Annotated in this window: 18 protein-coding genes; 10 read left to right on the forward strand and 8 right to left on the reverse strand. The window is 50.9% G+C overall.

The features are described 5' to 3' along the window. Window positions 1–15 precede the first annotated feature (15 nt). Window positions 16–2,313 (reverse strand): choline BCCT transporter BetT, encoded by a 2,298-nt coding sequence (gene betT, locus ccrud_RS11130; protein WP_066567616.1) that lies wholly within the window; start codon window positions 2,311–2,313, stop codon window positions 16–18. Between the two features lie 464 nt (window positions 2,314–2,777). On the opposite strand from betT, the gene ccrud_RS11135 reads away from it, so the two are divergent. After that, a complete protein-coding gene (locus ccrud_RS11135) occupies window positions 2,778–3,128 on the forward strand; it encodes a hypothetical protein (protein ID WP_066567619.1) in 351 nt (116 codons plus the stop codon). On the opposite strand, the gene ccrud_RS11140 is transcribed toward ccrud_RS11135, so the two are convergent. Both ccrud_RS11140 and ccrud_RS11145 read right to left on the reverse strand, forming a co-directional pair. Continuing rightward, the gene (locus ccrud_RS11140; protein WP_066567622.1) at window positions 3,125–3,769 is read right to left on the reverse strand and encodes a hypothetical protein; all 645 of its coding nucleotides are present in this window, start codon (window positions 3,767–3,769) and stop codon (window positions 3,125–3,127) included. The genes ccrud_RS11135 and ccrud_RS11140 overlap by 4 nt on opposite strands. 38 nt (window positions 3,770–3,807) lie before the next feature. Beyond that, window positions 3,808–5,049, reverse strand: coding sequence for a glutaminase (locus tag ccrud_RS11145; protein WP_066567624.1), 1,242 nt, complete (start codon window positions 5,047–5,049; stop codon window positions 3,808–3,810). A gap of 45 nt (window positions 5,050–5,094) precedes the next feature. On the opposite strand from ccrud_RS11145, the gene ccrud_RS11150 reads away from it, so the two are divergent. From ccrud_RS11150 to ccrud_RS11180, 7 genes are all read left to right on the forward strand, one after another. Beyond that, a complete protein-coding gene (locus tag ccrud_RS11150; protein WP_074025516.1) occupies window positions 5,095–6,225 on the forward strand; it encodes a LacI family DNA-binding transcriptional regulator in 1,131 nt (376 codons plus the stop codon). A gap of 81 nt (window positions 6,226–6,306) precedes the next feature. Then, the gene (gene uxaC / locus ccrud_RS11155; protein ID WP_066569884.1) at window positions 6,307–7,725 is read left to right on the forward strand and encodes a glucuronate isomerase; all 1,419 of its coding nucleotides are present in this window, start codon (window positions 6,307–6,309) and stop codon (window positions 7,723–7,725) included. After that, the gene (locus ccrud_RS11160; protein ID WP_066567627.1) at window positions 7,722–9,086 is read left to right on the forward strand and encodes a mannitol dehydrogenase family protein; all 1,365 of its coding nucleotides are present in this window, start codon (window positions 7,722–7,724) and stop codon (window positions 9,084–9,086) included. Before uxaC ends, ccrud_RS11160 begins: the two co-directional genes overlap by 4 nt. A 72-nt stretch (window positions 9,087–9,158) precedes the next feature. Continuing rightward, window positions 9,159–11,264, forward strand: a complete 2,106-nt coding sequence (locus tag ccrud_RS15050) for a cytidylate kinase family protein (RefSeq protein WP_074025517.1) — start codon at window positions 9,159–9,161, stop codon at window positions 11,262–11,264. A 153-nt stretch (window positions 11,265–11,417) separates the two neighbouring features. Next, a complete protein-coding gene (locus ccrud_RS11170) occupies window positions 11,418–11,921 on the forward strand; it encodes a gluconokinase (protein WP_066567629.1) in 504 nt (167 codons plus the stop codon). Window positions 11,922–12,081: 160 nt separating this feature from the next. Beyond that, on the forward strand, window positions 12,082–13,239 hold the full coding sequence (locus ccrud_RS11175) for an HNH endonuclease signature motif containing protein (protein ID WP_066569887.1): 1,158 nt from the start codon (window positions 12,082–12,084) through the stop codon (window positions 13,237–13,239). A 47-nt stretch (window positions 13,240–13,286) separates the two neighbouring features. Next, on the forward strand, window positions 13,287–13,847 hold the full coding sequence (locus ccrud_RS11180; RefSeq protein WP_066567631.1) for an isochorismatase family protein: 561 nt from the start codon (window positions 13,287–13,289) through the stop codon (window positions 13,845–13,847). 63 nt (window positions 13,848–13,910) lie between these two features. Here the strand turns inward: ccrud_RS11180 and ccrud_RS11185 are convergent, their stop codons facing one another. Next, window positions 13,911–14,186 (reverse strand): DUF3618 domain-containing protein, encoded by a 276-nt coding sequence (locus ccrud_RS11185; RefSeq protein ID WP_066567634.1) that lies wholly within the window; start codon window positions 14,184–14,186, stop codon window positions 13,911–13,913. Window positions 14,187–14,373: 187 nt separating this feature from the next. Here ccrud_RS11185 and bcp point away from each other — a divergent pair, with 187 nt between their 5' ends. Beyond that, window positions 14,374–14,850 (forward strand): thioredoxin-dependent thiol peroxidase, encoded by a 477-nt coding sequence (gene bcp / locus ccrud_RS11190; RefSeq protein ID WP_066569894.1) that lies wholly within the window; start codon window positions 14,374–14,376, stop codon window positions 14,848–14,850. 6 nt (window positions 14,851–14,856) lie between these two features. Further along, complete coding sequence (locus tag ccrud_RS11195; RefSeq protein WP_066567636.1) at window positions 14,857–15,531, forward strand: TetR/AcrR family transcriptional regulator; 675 nt, start codon at window positions 14,857–14,859, stop codon at window positions 15,529–15,531. Here ccrud_RS11195 and acpS read toward each other — a convergent pair. The 4 genes from acpS to ccrud_RS11215 form a co-directional block, all read right to left on the reverse strand. Beyond that, window positions 15,521–15,928, reverse strand: a complete 408-nt coding sequence (gene acpS / locus ccrud_RS11200) for a holo-ACP synthase AcpS (protein ID WP_066567640.1) — start codon at window positions 15,926–15,928, stop codon at window positions 15,521–15,523. The two genes, ccrud_RS11195 and acpS, sit on opposite strands and share 11 nt — an antisense overlap. A gap of 10 nt (window positions 15,929–15,938) precedes the next feature. Then, window positions 15,939–17,366 (reverse strand): MDR family MFS transporter, encoded by a 1,428-nt coding sequence (locus tag ccrud_RS11205; RefSeq protein ID WP_066567644.1) that lies wholly within the window; start codon window positions 17,364–17,366, stop codon window positions 15,939–15,941. A 194-nt stretch (window positions 17,367–17,560) separates the two neighbouring features. After that, window positions 17,561–18,208, reverse strand: coding sequence for a hypothetical protein (locus ccrud_RS11210; protein ID WP_066567647.1), 648 nt, complete (start codon window positions 18,206–18,208; stop codon window positions 17,561–17,563). A gap of 11 nt (window positions 18,209–18,219) precedes the next feature. Next, complete coding sequence (locus ccrud_RS11215; RefSeq protein ID WP_066567649.1) at window positions 18,220–18,648, reverse strand: hypothetical protein; 429 nt, start codon at window positions 18,646–18,648, stop codon at window positions 18,220–18,222. Window positions 18,649–18,761 lie beyond the last annotated feature (113 nt).

Genomic DNA, 18,761 nt, shown 5'->3' on the forward strand with positions numbered 1-18,761 from the left:
TCATTATCTTGCAGTTTAAGTGCGGTCAGATTCTCCTAGTTCGAGCTGTTGCTGTTCAGTAACAACATTTTCTTCTTGCTCTGCCAGTGCAGGTTCTGCCACGGGTGGCTGCGGAGGAGTCAGGAAGGATGGGTTATCCAAGTTGAACGTCAGCGTGAGGAATGCGATGTGCGTTTCGTAGCGATCAATCACATCATCAATAATCTGCTGCTTGCTCAGACCCATGAGATCGTAGCCTTCAGTGCCTGTTTGGTTAAAGACTTCCAGCCTGTAATAACCGTCTTCTGTCTGCGCACGTCGACCGCCAAATGTTGGAATTGGCGTTGATACTGGTGCCACGAAGTATTGGAAACGACGCTGGTTTTCAATATTTACCAACAATGCATGCGTTGGAATATTAGACACTGGATCAAAATCACTGATCAGTTCAGTTTCATAACCAAGACGCATGAATTCTTTGTGCACATCCTTCAGTGCAGGTTCTACGGTTACCCGCACAAACTTCTCCACCTGATCTTGGCTTGGATAAGAACGCATGCTTGCCAGACGTTGGCGCCATGTCTTTTCTGGTGCATTTCCGCCATCAGTGGCCACATGTTGATTATGTAGACGACGGCCTTCCATTTCGGCTCTTTCCATGCGCAATACTTTGAGGAAGGAAGCCATCACCAGATAGGCGATGATCGTGACAGGAAGCGCGAAAATAAGCGTTGCATATTCCATTGTTGTCACACCACCAGCTAGCAGCATGGCGACGGTAAGGATCGCGGTGATAATAGCCCAGAAAATGCGCAACCACTTCGCACCATCTTGAGCTGGGTCTGGAATAGACGAGGAGAAATTGGCCATGACCATCGCGCCAGAGTTTGCTGATGTCAGATAGAACAACAAGCCAGAGAGTGTAGCCAGACCAATCAGGAACGTGGCTCCTGGGAACATCTCCAGAAGTGTGTACCAACCTTGTTCTGGGGATTCCATCGCAAGCTCAGCAAAAGCATCATTGCCGTTGAGTACTTCAAACATTGCTGAGTTTCCGAACGTGGTGACAATGAGGAAATCACACAGCACTGGAACGGTAATCGCAGCAATGACGAATTCTCGCAGGGTACGACCCCGAGAAATACGGGCCAGAAACATTCCGACGAACGGCCCCCATGCCAACCAGAATGCCCAGAAGAATAGCGTCCATCCTGCCATCCAGTCAGAGCCACCCTCTTCATAGACCATGGTCTGCAAAGAGCGTTCTGGGAGAGTGTTGATAAATCGGCCAATATTTTCCACCATGCCGTTGAGCAAGAAAGAAGTTTGTCCAGTAACGATGATGTACAAGATCATCGCGCCAGCACTCCACAAGTTGAGCTCTGAAATCAGGCGAATGCCCTTATCCACACCAGATGTACATGCCGCGATGGTAATGACAACAGCGACAATGACCAGTGCGATTTGGAGGCCTAAACCGTCAGGCAACCCAAAGAGCTTGGAGAATCCTACAGAGAGCAGAACGACGCCGATACCCATGGATGTGGCAACACCCATGACAGTACCGACCAAGGTGATGATATCGATAGCATCACCAGCTTTACCTTTCACCCGCTTGCCTAAAAGTGGGTATAACGCCGCACGGATTGATAGTGGCATGCCCCAGCGATAAGCAAAGTAGCCCATAGCCATGCCCAAGAGTGAATACATTGCCCAGCCACCAATGCCATAGTGGAACATTGTCCACACCACAGCGTCGCGCGCAGCTTCTGCTGATTCAGGTGCAGCATTTGGAGGCGTGACATATTGAGTAATCGGTCCAGTTACTGAGTAGAACAGCATATCGATACCCACACCAGCGGCAAACAGCATGGAGACCCAGGTAAAAAGACTGTAGTGAGGCCGTGAATGATCAGGACCCAACCGGATACGACCCGTGCGAGACAACGCCACCCACAGCACAAAGGCAATGACAACAAATACTGTCAGAACGTAGTACCAGCCAAGATTCTCACCGATGAATCCGACGATAGTCTCCATCGTTCCAAATGCATGATCAGGTGCCATCATGGCCCAAACAGAGAAGGCAAGAATGACTGCAGCGCTAATGCCTAGGACCCACCAGTTAACTTTGGCTTCTCCGAAGACTTGAGCGCCTTGAGATAATTCTTCGCGTGACACAGGAGGGCGGTTTTGCCGCTTTTCCTCCTCTTTTGGTGAGCGCTGGCGGCCACCAAGTTCATCACGTTTAACAGTTTCTCGGAGTGCTTGAGTGTTCATATCCGGTTTTGGCTTTTCTTCAAAACCAGGATTACTCTGCGAATTATCGCTCACTCGTTACTCCTTCCCTATTCTCATTCCATGTTCAATTTCGGCCGCTGTATTTAAAACAATTTAAGCTTTAAGCACAATCGCTCAAGCGTGAGAGACGAATATGTCATCGATCTCAATAGTTTTTCGCGGCGTTGTCTTAAATAAAACCGAGCCGAATATTTTACCGGCCATTGCGACTTAAAAGCGGAGACAGAACGGGGCGTAAAATGCCAGCACATTTTCTGTACAAGTCTCACGACTTGGCGCAAAGATCATTCATGCTGATCTACACAATCTTTTAAGACAACTAAGTACTACGTTATAGCTTTATCAGCTCAGCGCAAATATTAACCATGGAAATACCATATTAAACCACATAAATTTCCAATAATTATCATACGTGAAGCACCTAAAATACAGCAGCTTCAGCAGGTCTACAACAATTCGGGCACAATGATGGAATAACCACTGAGTTTAGGACGAGCATGCAATTACTCAATCTCCCACTGTGGGAAATAACAAATCTCAACACCCTGGAACAGCATCAGAGCTACATTCGGTTGCGTCTCCATGAAGAAATTGTGGTTGCTGAATGCACGATCTACGAGCTGCTGTGGTTCTTTGGTATTAAAGATGCAGCTACTCTCCAGGAGCAGTTTGTCATTTGGCATGACATGGGCGCTCTTGTCTGGAATGCGCAAGAGCATATTCACCAAGAGACCATACCCTTTGCGGACTATTTCGAATCATCCAGAATCCAAACGGAGCGCACCTCACACCCCACCCCTTATACAGAAAGTGGAGCGTTCTTTTTTGGCGCTAAGAAGGAAATCTAAACAGCAGTCCCCTGTTCCAATTTGGTGCGCTGCGCTTCAAAAACAGTGGCGGTTTCTTCTTCAGATGCACCCAATCCGGCAACGATAAGGTGATGGTTGCCGATGTGTTGGATCATCATTATTGAAGAACCCCGGTTGTCTGGGCTGACATCAATGGACAGTGTGAAACCAACAGCGCCTTCTGGGACAGCGTCACTGGTTTCAAATTGATATGTGGTGTTATCAGCATCTTTAACTGGTTCAGTGCAGGCCTTTGCTATATCTTCATAAAGTTTCATCGGAGAAATATCGGAGTCTTCGGGAGTGGAATACATGGCAATGCCTACTTGCTTCTCACCGGAAGAAATCACCCGTGAGGCACTGGCGATTGTGGGGATTTCGGTACCTTCCACAGCCTGTAGAGCTTCGCCGCATTTGCCCTCAATATCTTGTGCACCATTGACTACGGTGAGGTTAATGGGCTCGCTGTCTAAGGATGTATCGTTTCTTTCCGAAGCATCAACAAGTCCAGATTCTGACGCGTTCACCAGCAGTTTATATAGTGGTTGCGCCTCAAGTGGAGCTGCGGCAGGTTCAGAACTGCATGCAGCCAAACCCAAAGCTCCCACCAGTGTGGATAGAACCAATAGTTTCTTTTTCATGATATTTTTGGTGCCCCCTTTGAAAAATACAATCTGTATTAGGTGATTTGGCTGCACACTGTGCCATCGGAGAAGCGCACATCGGGCAGGACATCGTCGGGGTCAAGAATAGCAACTTCGAATCCGGCATCCCGGATTCTCTTCAGACCTTCTTTGATCATGCGGATCGCTACTGAATGGAATGTAAGTACTCGGCTTAAATCGAGGACCACCAGATTGCCCTGAAATTTGTGCTCCACAATAGCGTGCAGGAAGCTTTCGCTGGCAGAGAAGTTCATCGCTCCCTGCATCCGGATAAAGGTGGTGTCGCCTTCTCTGGTTATTGATCGCACAGCGTGACCGGATACTGGTTCGGTAGACATGAGGTGCAAGCCCATGTCATCGGAGAGTTGTTTAAATATTTCCACACCTCTCACGCTGTTTCCTTTGGCGTTAAGGCGTGGTGAAAATGTTGCGATACCCAATTGTCCAGGAAGAATGCCAATCAAACCTCCTGCAACACCTGATTTTGCGGGGATGCCCACGGTGGAGAGCCATTGGCCAGCTTCGTCGTACATGCCAGCAGAGGCCATCACAGAAAGAGTGAGCCGACAGACGCGGGCGTCGAGAAGCTTCTTGCCGGTGATGGGATGCGTGCCGCCGGCCGCCAGCGTTGCTGTCATGACTGCGAGGTCGCGCGCTGTGACTTTGATGGCGCATTGCAGGGTGTAGCTCAGCACCGCGTCATGGGCTTCGTCTTCGATCACGCCGTAATTGCGCAGCATGTGGGCAATTGACATGTTTCGGTCTGCCGCTCCCAGCTCAGACTCGGCCAAAACGCGGTCGATGGTGAGTTCGCGTCCGGCCAGCTCAGAAAAGTACTTTCGAAGCTTTTCCACACGATCTTCTACCGTGGAATCTGCACCGTTGATCAATTGATTAATAGCAATCGCACCAGCGTTGATCATGGGATTCATCGGCCGGTTTTCGCCATCGAGGGAGAGCTCGTTGAATGCTTCGCCAGATGGTTCCACAGCAACGGCAGCGAATACTTCCGTTGGGCCACATTCTTGCAGTGCTAAAGCATAGGCAAAGGGCTTAGAAATACTTTGCATGGTGAATTCGATTTCATCATCACCGGAGCTATAAATATGCCCATCAACAGTGCACAACGCTACTGCCAGTGGATGTGGGTTTGCAGATTTCAACTCTGGAATATAATCAGCCACCTCACCGGAGGTGTGTGCGCGGACATTATCCAAAATCTCACTCAGGTATTCAGGGATGGGCATCGTCAGCATGTAATCCAGCCTACGGATTTTTGCCAGACCTATATACTCAAATCCATGAAAAACACCGGGGAGTTCAGCGATGCAAAGGCAACTATTTATGATGTTGCTAAAGTTGCTGGCGTCTCCCCTTCCACTGTATCCAGGGCCTTTTCTCAGCCTGGGCGGGTGAGTTTTTCCACCGCGGAGAAAATCCGCAAGGCAGCCCTTCAAGTTGGTTATGGCCGGCAGGTGGAAACTCCCGCTTTCCAGCGTCAAAACACGGGCATCATCGCACTAGTTGCAGCGGATGCTTCGAATCCCTTCTTCTTGGAAATTTTCCGAGGCGCGCAGCATGCTGCCAGCACCCAGGGCTATACAGTGGTGCTTGTCGACGCCCGGGAGTCTGCAACAAAGTCCAGGGAGGTGCTGGAAAAGGTCATTCCTCACGCCGATGGCTTATTGCTGGCCTCTTCGAGAATGGATTCTGGTGAGATTCAAAAAGTAGCGCGGGAAATTCCTACTGTATTAATGAGCCGCGAGGTCCAGGGCATTCCCAGTGTCATGGTGGATAATTACGACGGTGCGGCGAAAGCTGTTGTGCATTTGGTTGACCAAGGGTGTCGTTCCATTACATATATTGCGGGCCCGGATAAGTCTTGGGCTGATTCCACGCGCTGGCGTGGGCTCGTTGATGCAGCAGCGGCGCTGGCGCTGGCCGCGGAAAGCGGTGGGGAGGCGTCGAAAAGCGCTATTTCCATTTCTCGAAGCGTGACGATACAGCCAAACCGCATGCGACATTTGATTAAGCCGAAGGTAAAAACCATTTCGGTAGAAAGCCCAGATTTTGTTGGTGGGCGGCGTGCTTTTGAGGAATGGATGAAGGATCAAAGCGATGCCGTGATCAGTTTTAATGACATGGTGGCGCTTGGTTTTATGCAACAAGCGAGGATTGCGGGCGTGAAAATTCCGGAAGATGTGGCGGTTGTGGGCTTTGATAATACGGAAATTTCCGTGCTGAGCACTCCTTCGCTGACAACTGTCGCCGGGCCGTTGCGTGCAGTTGGCCGTGTGGCAACCGCGAATCTCATCGCACTGCTCAAAGGTATGAAAGCACCATTGATGTCTAAACCTCGTGAGTTGCCTACGCGTCTCATCGTGCGGGAATCTTCCATCAAAACCTCGCCGAATATGAAACATACATCATAACTGCTAATGGTTGTGACCTACGCGGCTGCAACAATTGGCAACAAGTAGAAATCACCTCATGTGGCGGGTGATCATGAAGCTATGACTACTTCACATGCATCACACCCCGATCGGTTGCTGCCAGCCGATCCCGGCACTCGTGACATTGCACGTCGCCTTTTAGCACACGTTGAAGATTTACCAATCATCTCCCCGCATGGACACCTCGAAGCATCCATGTTCGTGAAAGATGAAGCCTTTTCCGATCCCACCAGCCTGCTGATCAGCCCAGATCACTACCTCACTCGCATGATGCACTCTGCCGGTGTTGATTTAGCTGATCTGCGCGTTGGCGGAACTGAAGGCAAAAGCCCACGCGAAGCATGGCGCATTTTCCTCTCCCATTGGGATCTTTATGCAGGCACCGCCACCGGCTATTGGGTAGAACAAGAATTTGAGCATGTCTTTGGCATCAACCCAGATCGCCTCAGCGTAGGCACCCCGGAAAACGCAGACGCCATCTTTGATGAACTCTCCGACACTCTTGCCAAGCCAGATTTCCGCCCACGCGCATTGGCTGAGCAGTTCAACTTGGAAGTCCTGGCTACCACCGATGACCCACTAGATGATCTCGCTGATCACAAGGCACTAGCAGAAGATCCAACTTTCTCCCCTCGCGTGCTGCCTACTTTCCGCCCAGATGCGTACACCAAAATGTACAACGCAGGTTGGGCAGAAAAAACCACCAAGCTGATCGATACCGCAGGTGATGGCAAGCAGGGCTGGGAGGGTTACCTCCAGGCAATGCGCAACCGCCGCCAGTACTTCATCGAGCACGGTGCTACCTCTGCAGACCACGGCCTGCACGACACTGACACCACTCCGCTGAGCCACGAAGATGCGCAGAAGATCCTGGACAAGGGCTATGCTGGCACCGCAACGTTGGCTGAAATGCGCGCCTTTGAGGCAAACACCACCTACCGTTTCGCAGAAATGTGCCAGGACGATGGTTTGGTCATGACCATTCATCCAGGTGTCTACCGCAACCACTCCGCATCCGCGCAAAAGAAATTCGGTGCTGATATCGGAGCAGATATTCCATTCCAGATGGAATTCACCAATGGTCTACGCCCACTGCTCAGTGATTTCGGTGAGAACAAAGACTTCCACTTTGTCATGTTCACCATCGATGAGTCCGTATATTCACGCGAAGTAGCTCCACTTGCTGGCTATTACCCAGCAGCATATGTCGGTGCTCCATGGTGGTTCATCGACGAGATCGATGCCATGAACCGCTTCCGTTCAGCCACCACCGGCACCACCGGTTTCTCCCGCTACTCCGGCTTCATCGATGACACCCGCGCATACTGCTCGATTCCTGCGCGCCACAACACCTCTCGTCGCGTCGAAGCCAATTACTTGGCACGTCTGGTTGCAGAGCACCGTATTTCAGAAAACCGCGCTGCAGAAATCATCGTGGACCTAATTGATGCTTCCCCAAGAAGGGTTTTCAAACTATGAGCACACCACTAAATCGTAAAAATGCCGCTCTCCCAGATTCTGCTCCTGTTCGTCTTGTTCACCTAGGTCTTGGTGCTTTCCACCGTGCCCACCAGGTCTGGTACACACAAAAAGCTGATGCAAACTGGGGTTATGCTTCTTTCACTGGCCGCAGCGCCAAGATGTCTGATGCACTGACTCCGCAGGATGGCCTGTACACCCTAGTTACCCGTTCCGGTGACGGCGATTCCCCTGAGCTAATTTCCTCCCTCGTGGAGGCACAGCCTGCAGCAAATGTCGCGCGCCTTGTTGAGTTGATGGCAGACCCTCAGGTTGCTGTGGTCACCTTAACCATCACTGAAGCTGGCTACCATTTGGCAGCCGATGGTTCCTTAGATGAAAGCAACGCAGATGTCGCTTCTGACTTGGCTGCATTGGCATCTGATTCTCTTGAAGGTTCTCTTGAGCTGAAGACTGCTGCTGGAAAATTGGTCAAGGGTTTGGCTGCCCGCAAGGCCGCTGAAGCTGACGGAATTGCCATCATGAGCTGCGATAACATTGCAGAAAATGGACCTTTAACTGCCGGAGCTGTGCTCGGGCTGGCAGAGAAGGTTGATGCAGATCTGGCTGCGTGGATCAAGGAAACCGTTACGTTCCCATCCACCTCCATTGACCGCATCACCCCAGCTACTGAAGATTCTTTGATCGCTGATGTAGAGGCACAAACCGGTTTCCAGGACAACGCTCCTGTTGTCACCGAACCATTTGCGTCCTGGATAATCGAAGGTGAATTCCCAGCTGGACGCCCTAATTGGGAAAACGCTGGCGTGGAGTTCGTCTCTGATATTGAGCAATTTGAGCGCCGTAAACTGTGGCTGCTCAATGGTTCACACTCCCTGATGGCTTACCTTGGTCAACTGCGCGGACACGCTACCGTTGCCGATGCCATCAATGACTCCAATGTGCGTTCCCACGTGGAAGCGCTGTGGGATGAGGCAGCAAACCACCTCACCGCCGAAGGCCTCAATGTTCCGGGCTACCGCCGCAGCCTGATCGAGCGTTTTGAAAACCCTCGCATCGTGCACAACTTGGCGCAGATCGCCATCGACGGTGCCACCAAGCAGCGCATGCGCGCAGTACCAATCCTCAAAGCCGAGCTTGCCGCAGGCCGCCCAGGAAACGGTGCAGCGCTGTCCATCGCAGCCTGGATCGCCTATGTCCTAGGCACCGAGGAAGTCCGCGACACCCGCGCGTCCGAAATCGAGGAAGCAAAATTGCTGGACGACGCCCCCCTCGCGCTTTTAGGCGTCCTCGATTCCGAACTCGCGTCAAATGAAGTTATAAGCACCCACATCAAGAAGCTTGTTACTGAGCTCTCTTAATTGTTACCCCTCTAAGTGCCACCTGCCGATTCTCCGGGACTTGGTACGACCTCTTAAAACTTGGAGATTCCCGTGACTACCAAAGTCAAGAAGCCACCGGCAGGTGGAAACCTTCCTGCACACCGCGTTGTAACGTATGCACTTGGCGATGTCGCCAACAACCTCATGTTCAGCATGACCTCGATGTTCATCATGGTGTACATGACAGAAATCGTTGGCATCTCAGCAGCTGTCGCCGGCACTATTTACGGTGTCACCAAAATCTGGGCCGGTGCTGCCGACCTGATTGCTGGCCAAACTGTAGACCGCTTCCAAACCAAATGGGGCCGACTCCGCCCGTGGATTCTCTTCGGCTCTACCCCACTGGCTATTGTCTTCGTTCTGCTCTTTAGTACCCCGGCAGGCCTGAGTGGTGCCAGTGCCATCGCTTGGATTTTCCTCCTAGATGCACTGTTCCAAATCTGCTATTCCTTTGTGAACATCCCTTATGGTTCTTTGTCTGCATCCATGACACAAGATCCCGTGGATCGCTCCAGGCTTTCTGGTGCTCGTTCCATCGCCAGCTCTTTTGCCAGTGTGTTGCTCTCAGCGGTTGTATCCCCACAATTTGCTGATTCCTCGGCAGATAATATGCGACTAACGTTTACCATCACCTGTTTGGTCCTTGGTGTTATCGCAGTTGCGCTCTATCTGATCTGTTTCTCTAATTCACGTGAAGTAGTGCCCCGCCCTGAAGGAAAAATCTCCTTCAAAACTACATTCACAATGATTCGCCAGAACCGCCCACTCTTGATTCTGTGTGCAAGTACGCTCTTCCTATTGAGCGCAATGTTCACTAGCAACGCAGTGGCCATGTATTACACCCGCGATGTTCTGGGCAATGCTGCGTGGTTTACCTGGCTGATGCTGGCACAAACCATTGGCACCGTCCTGATCGCAACCTTGATTCCTTCCATCACGATCCGAATCGGTAAGCGTAACGGCTTCATGCTCGGCGCACTTGTCGTTATCGTTGGATATTCCTTAGTCTTCCTCATTCCTAATGGTCAGCTCCTTCCAGCAATGTTTACCTGGTTCCTCCTAGGAGTTGGTACCGGTTGTACAAATGCGCTGATCTTCTCCATGGAAGCAGACACTGTTGATTACGGCGAATGGAACTCCGGTATCCGCGCCGAAGGTGGCACCTACTCTGTTGTTTCCTTCATCCGTAAATGTGGACAGGGCATCGGCGGCTGGATCGGTGGCGCAGTCATTGCTGGCTTTGGCTATGTCTCCATGTCGCAAGCAGGCCAAAGCGACAATGCGTTGATGGGTATCCGCATCGCAACTGGTGCTATTCCTGCTGGTTTCGCTATAGCTGCACTCCTGGTCATCATCGCCTACAAGCTAGATACCAATAAGCACGGTGAGATCATCTCCGAACTCAACGAACGTCGCATGCAATCCGCGGTTGCTGATCGCCATGGACTTTCCTCTGAACAAGTGCAGGTCTCTGAGCTCGGAGATGGCCGAAACACCATCATCCGCCCTATCGGCGCCGATCACCCACCCATCATCACAGTGTTTGGCCAGCGCGGCTCAGGCGCTTCTGATATCGCACCAATGATCGCAGAACGCATGGGTGTCACCTATATCGGCCAGGCTTTCAGCTCCGATACCTTGGCTCAAGTTGATAAAAAAGATCTAATTTCCGATAGCAGCTTCAGCCGTTGGCTACGCACTGTGTCCTTCGGATCTACCCAAGATGCCGACATGGCTGCAGCTTCCCATCTCTCGGCCAACCATAAATTGGCAGAACAAAACACCAATGATGTACTCGAATCTGTTGCTGATGGTGGCGTGATGCTCGGCCGAAACGGTGCTTTGGTACTGGGACCTGTTGTGGGCACGTTGCATGTCAAATTCATTGCCCCATTGAGCAAGCGTATTGAACGTGTCACGCACAAGACTGGGCTGTCCGAATCCGCTGCTGCTGAGCAATGTAGCCTCGAAGACCGTCTGCGCGAAGAAATGTCTTATGCCTTGTACCAATGGAATCCTGGCCGAGATGAAAACTACGATCTCATTATTAACACCGGATCTATGACCTACGCACAGATTGTGGATCTAGTCGCGGAGACCTATGCACGGAAGTATCCGCTGCACGCAAGGATCATCCCAAATAACAGCAGTAAATAACCGCAAGCTTCCGTGATGTGACTAGTTGCACCACGGAGAATGTGGCACAGATCTTACAAAATAAGCCACAAAAGGTTATGATAGTACCAATAAGTTTTTGTGGCAGTTCCTGCATTCAGCAGTCGAGACGCCACCCAAGAAAGGATGAGAGACATGTCAGCAGATGATGGTTTGCACATTGTCGTCATGGGCGTTTCCGGCTGCGGCAAGTCCACAGTGGGAGAAGCTCTCGCCGCAGAGCTCGGCATTGAATACAAAGATGGCGATGAACTTCACCCCCAGGAAAACATCGATAAAATGGCTTCCGGCCAGGCGCTTGACGATGATGACCGTGCATGGTGGCTAGTCCAAGTTGGCAAATGGCTCCGCGAACGACCACACGGCGTTATCGCGTGTTCTGCACTGAAGCACTCCTACCGCGACCTACTGCGCACCAAATGCCCAGGAACTATGTTCGTCCACCTTCATGGCGATTATGATCTACTCCTCTCCCGCATGAAGGCACGCGAAGATCACTTTATGCCTTCCACCTTGCTGGACTCCCAATTCGCAACACTTGAACTACTCGAAGATGACGAAGATGGAAAAATCTTCGACATCGCCAACCCAATTGGTGACATCGTTACTCAATCCGCAGAGTGGGTTCGCAACAAGTAAATCTAAAACCCATATTAGAACAAGAATTTGTGTAGCTAACCTTGTTCTAATATGGGTTTTCCTTAAATCTAACAATCGAATAAATGTTCTAATAAAGGATTGAAGGTGTCCCATCCTTACGGCACAATAGAGATCAGAAAACATGAATCCAGGGGGAATTATGATCACTGACATCTACTTCAGTCACAACAACCCACACGACCCATACACCCACCACACCACCGAACTCAACCGAGATACCCACCAACTCTGGGTCATCCTCACCACCGACTCCGATGACTTTGACTCGGATTCTTTTATCACTGAAGCCATCCGTATCACCGGCTACTCCCGCCACGAAGTCAACAACGGCCTACATGCAATGGCTGCTATGACTAACCTCCCGCATCTACGCGCGATTCAAGAGCGCTATTACTTCCTGGGTATCCGCTATCTGGCCTCCATTATGATTGCGGTGGCTAAAGCAGATCCCGCCCTGTGGGAGGAGCTTGATCTGCGCATTACAGACGCGTTGACTCCAGTTACTGATGGGGAAGTTATGATCCAATCCTCCACTCTGGCTAAGCGTATTGCCATGTGGATTAAAGAACTCGATCCTGCCCCTGCCTCTGATCCATCATCCCAACAGGATTATGTCCAGGTCCACACCACTGATGAGGCCACCTATGTGCGTATCAAAATCAGCGGCTCCAACCGACACCTACTCAATGATATTTTCACCCAGCTCGCTGAGGTTGATACTGGTTTGCCTGAAGCGTTGATGGCGTTGTTGGCGGAGAAAACCACGGTGAAGGTCACTAAGTATCTTTATTCCCCGCATCATCATCCTGAGCAGTTATGGTCGCCTGATGATGGTGATATTGATCCTGATGCCTATGCCAATTGCGTGGTGGAGTGCGTGAAGGATCTTGATGGGGTTGCTGAGACCACGGAGAAGAGCTACACCCCGAGTGAGAAGATGAAAGCACTGATCCGGGCGAGGGATGGGCATTGTCGTTTTCCGGGGTGTTGTGTGAAGGCGAGTAAGTGCCAGGTGGATCATATTATTCCGTGGGATCAGGGTGGTCCGACTGCTGCGTGGAATCTGCAGTTGTTGTGTCAGCGGCATCATAATATGAAAACTGATGGTCGTTATGTGGCGGAGGCCAATGGGATGGCGGAGGTTCGCTGGGTTGGGCCGATGGATGTGCCGGCGGTGACGCGGCCGTCGGGTCCGTTGGTGAAGGAGATGCCGCGGGGTGTGTGGGGGCAGTTGTTGCGTAATCGGTTGCAGGCTCGTTTTGAACGGATCCGCGATAACGCACTCAACAGGGACTAGCATGAACTACAACAACACCAACTCATTCCACGGAAGGGTTTCTCACCATGTCACGCGCGCTTATTCTGGTTGATGTTCAAAAAGACTTCTGTCCAGGTGGCAGTCTAGCCACCGAACGAGGTGATGAAGTAGCTGGAAAAATCGGTGCTTACCAACTCTCCCATGGGGCTGAATACGATGTCGTTGTAGCAACCCAAGACTGGCATATTGATCCAGGCGAGCATTTCTCTGAAACCCCAGACTTTAAAGACTCCTGGCCAATCCACTGTGTCGCAGATTCCGAAGGCGCTGCAATGCACGATCGCATCAACACCGGCACCATTGATGAATACTTCCGAAAAGGCCACTATACAGCCGCCTATTCAGGGTTTGAAGGCACTGCAGTCACCGAAGAACTTCTCATGTCTCCATGGCTCAAGAATAAAGGCATCACCGATATCGATATCGCAGGTATCGCCACAGATCATTGTGTGCGTGCCACTGCTTTAGACGCGCTGAAAGAAGGCTTCAACGTCCGCATCTTGACCTCTATGTGTTCTGCAGTGTCCTTCGAAGCTGGAGACCGTGCATTAGAAGAACTCCATGAAGCCGGGGCGATCCTTATTTAGCCCCTATGCAGACAACAACACCCCACTGACAATTTAAGCCAGCGGGGCGGAGTCAGAAAAGCTTTAGCGCTGGGACAGCAGGCGCTGGATCTCCTTGAGGTCATTAGCCTTCTTGCGTCCACGCACAATGCTGAATACAACAGCACCAACGACGACAGCAGCAACGCCGAGAAGAGCCTTTTGTACATTTGGTTCCTGCAGCTTCTCAGTTGCCTGGTTCTTGGCATCGTCGACCAAGTTTGCAGGTTTGCTGCGGTCAGCTAGCTCATCGAGGGTGGAAGCCAACTGACGGCGGGTGCGCTCAATATCGCGCTGGATGTCTTCAATGTTGCGTGCCACTGCGCTACTCCTGATTGGTGTATCTGTGATCAACTAAAATTTGTTTTAACGCGTCATGAAAACCCGTTACTGGGAGTCCATATTACTGATCTCTTGCACTCTAGGTGCACTGGTCCCCAAATTGATGCTCAAACTCACCCTTGGTGCAAGGTATCTACAACTGCGACCACCGGCTATTGTGGAATACATGACTGAAGCGAAGCGCCTTGACCTTGGAGATATTCCACCCGCATTTTCTCTACCTAATGATTCGGGTACCACCACTTCACTGAGTGATTTCGCCGGAAAACAAGTTCTGGTGTACTTCTACCCCAAAGCAAATACCCCAGGTTGCACCAAGCAAGCATGTGATTTCCGTGATTCCTTGAGTTCTCTGAACGATTTAGACATTCAGGTTATTGGCATTTCTCCTGATCCAGTAGACAAACTGGTGAAATTCCGCGAAGACCATGAGCTGAACTTCCCGCTACTTTCCGATGCAGATAAGTCAGTAATGACTGCATGGGGTGCGTTTGGTGAGAAGAAGAACTATGGCAAGATTGTGCAGGGCGTTATCCGCTCCACTTTCTTGATCAATGCTGATGGCACTGTTGGTTTAGCTAAATACAATGTGCGAGCAACTGGCCATGTTGAACGCATCGTCCGCGAAATTACTGCGGCTTAGAATTTTATGACATCCGACAAAGCCCCTGAACAAGCAGAGGCAACGGTAGCTGCAGGTACTGAAATTTTGGTGCCACGCCGTCGCCCTGCCCAACAGCGCAGCCGTGAGCGGTTCAATCGCATCCTCATCGCTGCGCGTTCAGTGCTTGTCGATTTAGGTTTTGAATCCTTCACTTTTGATGAAGTAGCCAAGCGTGCGGAAGTTCCTATCGGCACGCTGTACCAGTTCTTTGCTAACAAATACGTGCTTATCTGCGAGCTGGATCGCGAAGATACGGCAGAAGCTGTTGCGGAATTAAAGAAGTTCTCAGATCAAGTTCCGGCTTTGCAATGGCCAGATATTCTCGATGAATTCATCGAGCACTTGGCTAGGCTCTGGCGCGATGATCCTTCCAGGCGTGCTGTATGGCATGCGATCCAGTCGACCCCGGCGACTCGTGCGACAGCTGCAGCAACTGAGAAAGAAATGCTAGAGATCATCGCTGAAGTCATGCGCCCTCTGGCTCGTGGTGCAGGCTATGAGGAACGCATGTCTCTTGCAGGGCTCCTGGTACACACCGTGAGTTCGCTGCTTAATTATGCGGTGCGCGATGAGGAAAGTTCAGAAGAAGTTTTCGAAAGCATCGTGGAAGAAATCAAACGCATGCTGATTTCTTATCTTTTCTCCGTGGCTACTGGCTAGTCAGCACACAGGTTGCCACGGCATAGTCGCCGTCGTGGCTGATGCTCAAGCTGGTGGAGAATTCTCCGATGGATTCGCGTACTTTCGTGGCCAATGCGGGGGCCAATTCGATTGCGACTCGGCCCCATGCATCTGCGCGGACTTCGATGTCGCGCCACACCACGTGTTCTTCGGCGATCACGGGCGGTTGCCCGTAAAGAGCCTGTGACCAGGCTTTAATGAAGGATTCTTTAGCCGCCCAGCGTCCAGCTAAATGCTCGGCGTGGCGGCTTCCCTGGCGTTCATTTGCTTTTCGACGCTCCCCTGCGGAGAACACGTCCATGAAAGAACTTCCCGGCTGTGCCAGCTGTTCCGCAAACGCCGAAATGTGAACGAGGTCTGTTCCGATACTGATCATGAGATCAAGTTTAGCGGGCGGACTTTTTCACAAAGAAGCTCAAGAGCAGAGCGAACACCGTGACGCACGCTGAGGCGAAGAATGCAGAGTTGGCGCCGTCGGCGAGGGCGACTTGTTGGGTTGCGCCGTCGATAAGCGCGTTGTTGCTGACGGTGGAATAAACCGCAATCATGACCGCCGTGCCTGCAGCGCCGGCGAGCTGTTGGAGGGTGTTGAGGATCGCGGAGCCGTGGCCGTACATATCGCCTGGTACGGAGGCCAGCGCGACTGTCATCAGTGGGGTGAATAGCAGCGCGAGACCCACGGAGAACACGAGGTGGACCGCGACGATGAACCAGATGTTGGTGATGTCATCGACAGTAGATAGCGCGAACAGGGACAGAACTACCAGTAACATTCCACCAATGACCAGCCCGCGTGGACCATGGCGATCGTAGAAGCGTCCCACGAATGGTGACAGTAAGCCTTCCAGCAATCCGCCCGGCAGCAACACAAGTCCTGCAACCAGTGCAGACACCAGCAAGGACCCCTGCAGGTACAGCGGCAAGGTATTCATCACACCAAGCAGCGCACCGAAAAGGGTAAGAAGCACCACCAACGGAATGGTGTATTCACGAATTGCCAGCGGACGTAGATCCAACAGAGCTTTATCCTGCTTGCCCATGACGATCTGACGCCACACAAACACCACAAGCGCGACAATGCCCACAGCCAGCACAATCAATGCACTTCTGTCCCCTTCCAAAATGCTGCCAATCGAGCTCAAGGCATACACAAGGCCACCGAAAGCTACCGCGGAAATCAGGAAGGAAATAACATCCAGAGGAGTTTTCTTAGGCTCATTAATATTGCTCAACCGCAGCGCACCAACCAGGCTTGCCACGAACACAAGTGGAACCATCACCCAAAAAATTGCATGCCAGGTAGAAAAGCTCAACACCACGCCAGCCACACTAGGCCCCAATGCAGGGCCAACTGCCATGACCACAGAAATCAGACCCATGATCGCGCCACGCTTCTGAGGTGGAACAACAGTCATTGCCACAGTCATCAGCAACGGCATAATCACCGCGGTGCCAATGGCCTGGGCAACACGAGCTGCGAGCATAATCGCAAAGGTTGGTGCCAAAGCGGCAATCACCGTACCGATGAGAAATACAACTGTGGCAAAAATAAACACACTGCGCGTACTGAAGCGTTCCAACATCCAACCAGTCGCTGGAAGCACCACAGCCATGGTCAGCATAAAGCCAGTAAGCAACCACTGCGCAGTATTAGCCTCAATGCCAAAATCCGCCATAATCGACGGCAATGCAACCGCAAGTGTGGTCTCATTCAGCATCATGACAAAGGCTGTAAATACTAAAACAGCCAAAATGATAACGACGTTCTTTGGGATCCCAACCTCTTCTGTGTTGGGATTGCTGGAGGAAGACAAGGCTCCAGCTCCTTTCTCGAATCAAAGGGCGCTATCGCGAGGTAAATGCGTACCGCCCCCAGTTACTGCACAACGCAGAAAACGGGGGCGGATACTTGCCTAAGAAACATTATCAACATTTGGCACATGTGCCTGTTCTTGTGTGTGATTTCACTGGCAGTGGCCTTTGTGAGGTTTTGTTCCTACTGAAAAGTTCAATCCTTGCCTGTTAACTCTCCTGAGTCATCTTTCTCGTACTCACGAAAACTGTCCTCACCAGATAGCCACAAATGCACCGATGAAGCCTCCACTTCTTGATGTATCACCTGATCTAGGCTGTATCTGCAAAAATAGAGTCCGCAATCAAGCGATAAATCAACTAAAAGACCCCATCCAAGCTCGTCTTCAGTAGCTGCTTGAGTAAATTTCAGGTATCCAGCATCAAGCATGGTGATCTTGAGCGGTTCTTCACCTAAACGGGAATACAATTTGTTGGTGACAAACTGCTTCCATCTCGGCAGTAATTGAGGAGTTCCAACCAGTATGGACTTTGTTACTGCTTGCCCCGGCTCAAACCAACCATCTGAGGTTAATTTCAAAGAAGTCGCAGTGCTGGTTTCTTCTCCATTTGTGTCTGTGCTGGTTTCTTTTTGAGCCAAAGTCCAAGGATTAAAACGTAGCGAATAGTCTGCGTAGCCATGATTCTTATGAAATTTCCGACCTGAAATACGGTATTCCAGCTTGAGATTGTATTGCCCTTGTCTAAAACAGGTTTTTAGTGCTTCATCTTTTGTCACTGGAAATTCTTCCAATGCACGGTGAATGTTAGCGCTTACCCATTTACTCACGGGATCAAATTGCATTTCGCTACTCCTTAAGCAACGAAACGTCGGGCAAGTGATCGCCGCAACGCATAGGTAATTCCTGACACAAACATCCCCAGACCTAGAATTAGGAACAAATTAAGGAAAATATACGATCCATCAAGAAATGATCCGAAATACAAGGTCAGAGCTAGGCCTATTACTATAAAACAAGCGTCCACCCAAAGCACACGAAGTGGAACAAATAATAGCGGGAGACCAGCGATGAGAGCACTGAAACCAGCTATATTTAGGAACCCTCCAAGTTGGTTCAAATCGGAGCGCAGATCTGGATTACTAAGTTCCAGAATTACTCCCACCACGAAGATTCCAATTTCCGATACAGGCAAGTTCCACCATTTCACGCGATAGAGCTTGCTATTTAATGTGATCCCCTTGTGTTTTCCCGATGCATACATGACTACGCTCCGTTTTTCCATTCAATAAGATCTCCTGAGCATAACCTTGTAAATCCATAAGCGTCGGTAACTCCCCCGTTTTGGTGGAACTCAAAAAGCCCCTCACACCGCAACACAGTGCAAGGGGCTTTACC

The sequence above is a fragment of the Corynebacterium crudilactis genome (genome assembly GCF_001643015.1).
GTDB lineage: Bacteria > Actinomycetota > Actinomycetes > Mycobacteriales > Mycobacteriaceae > Corynebacterium > Corynebacterium crudilactis.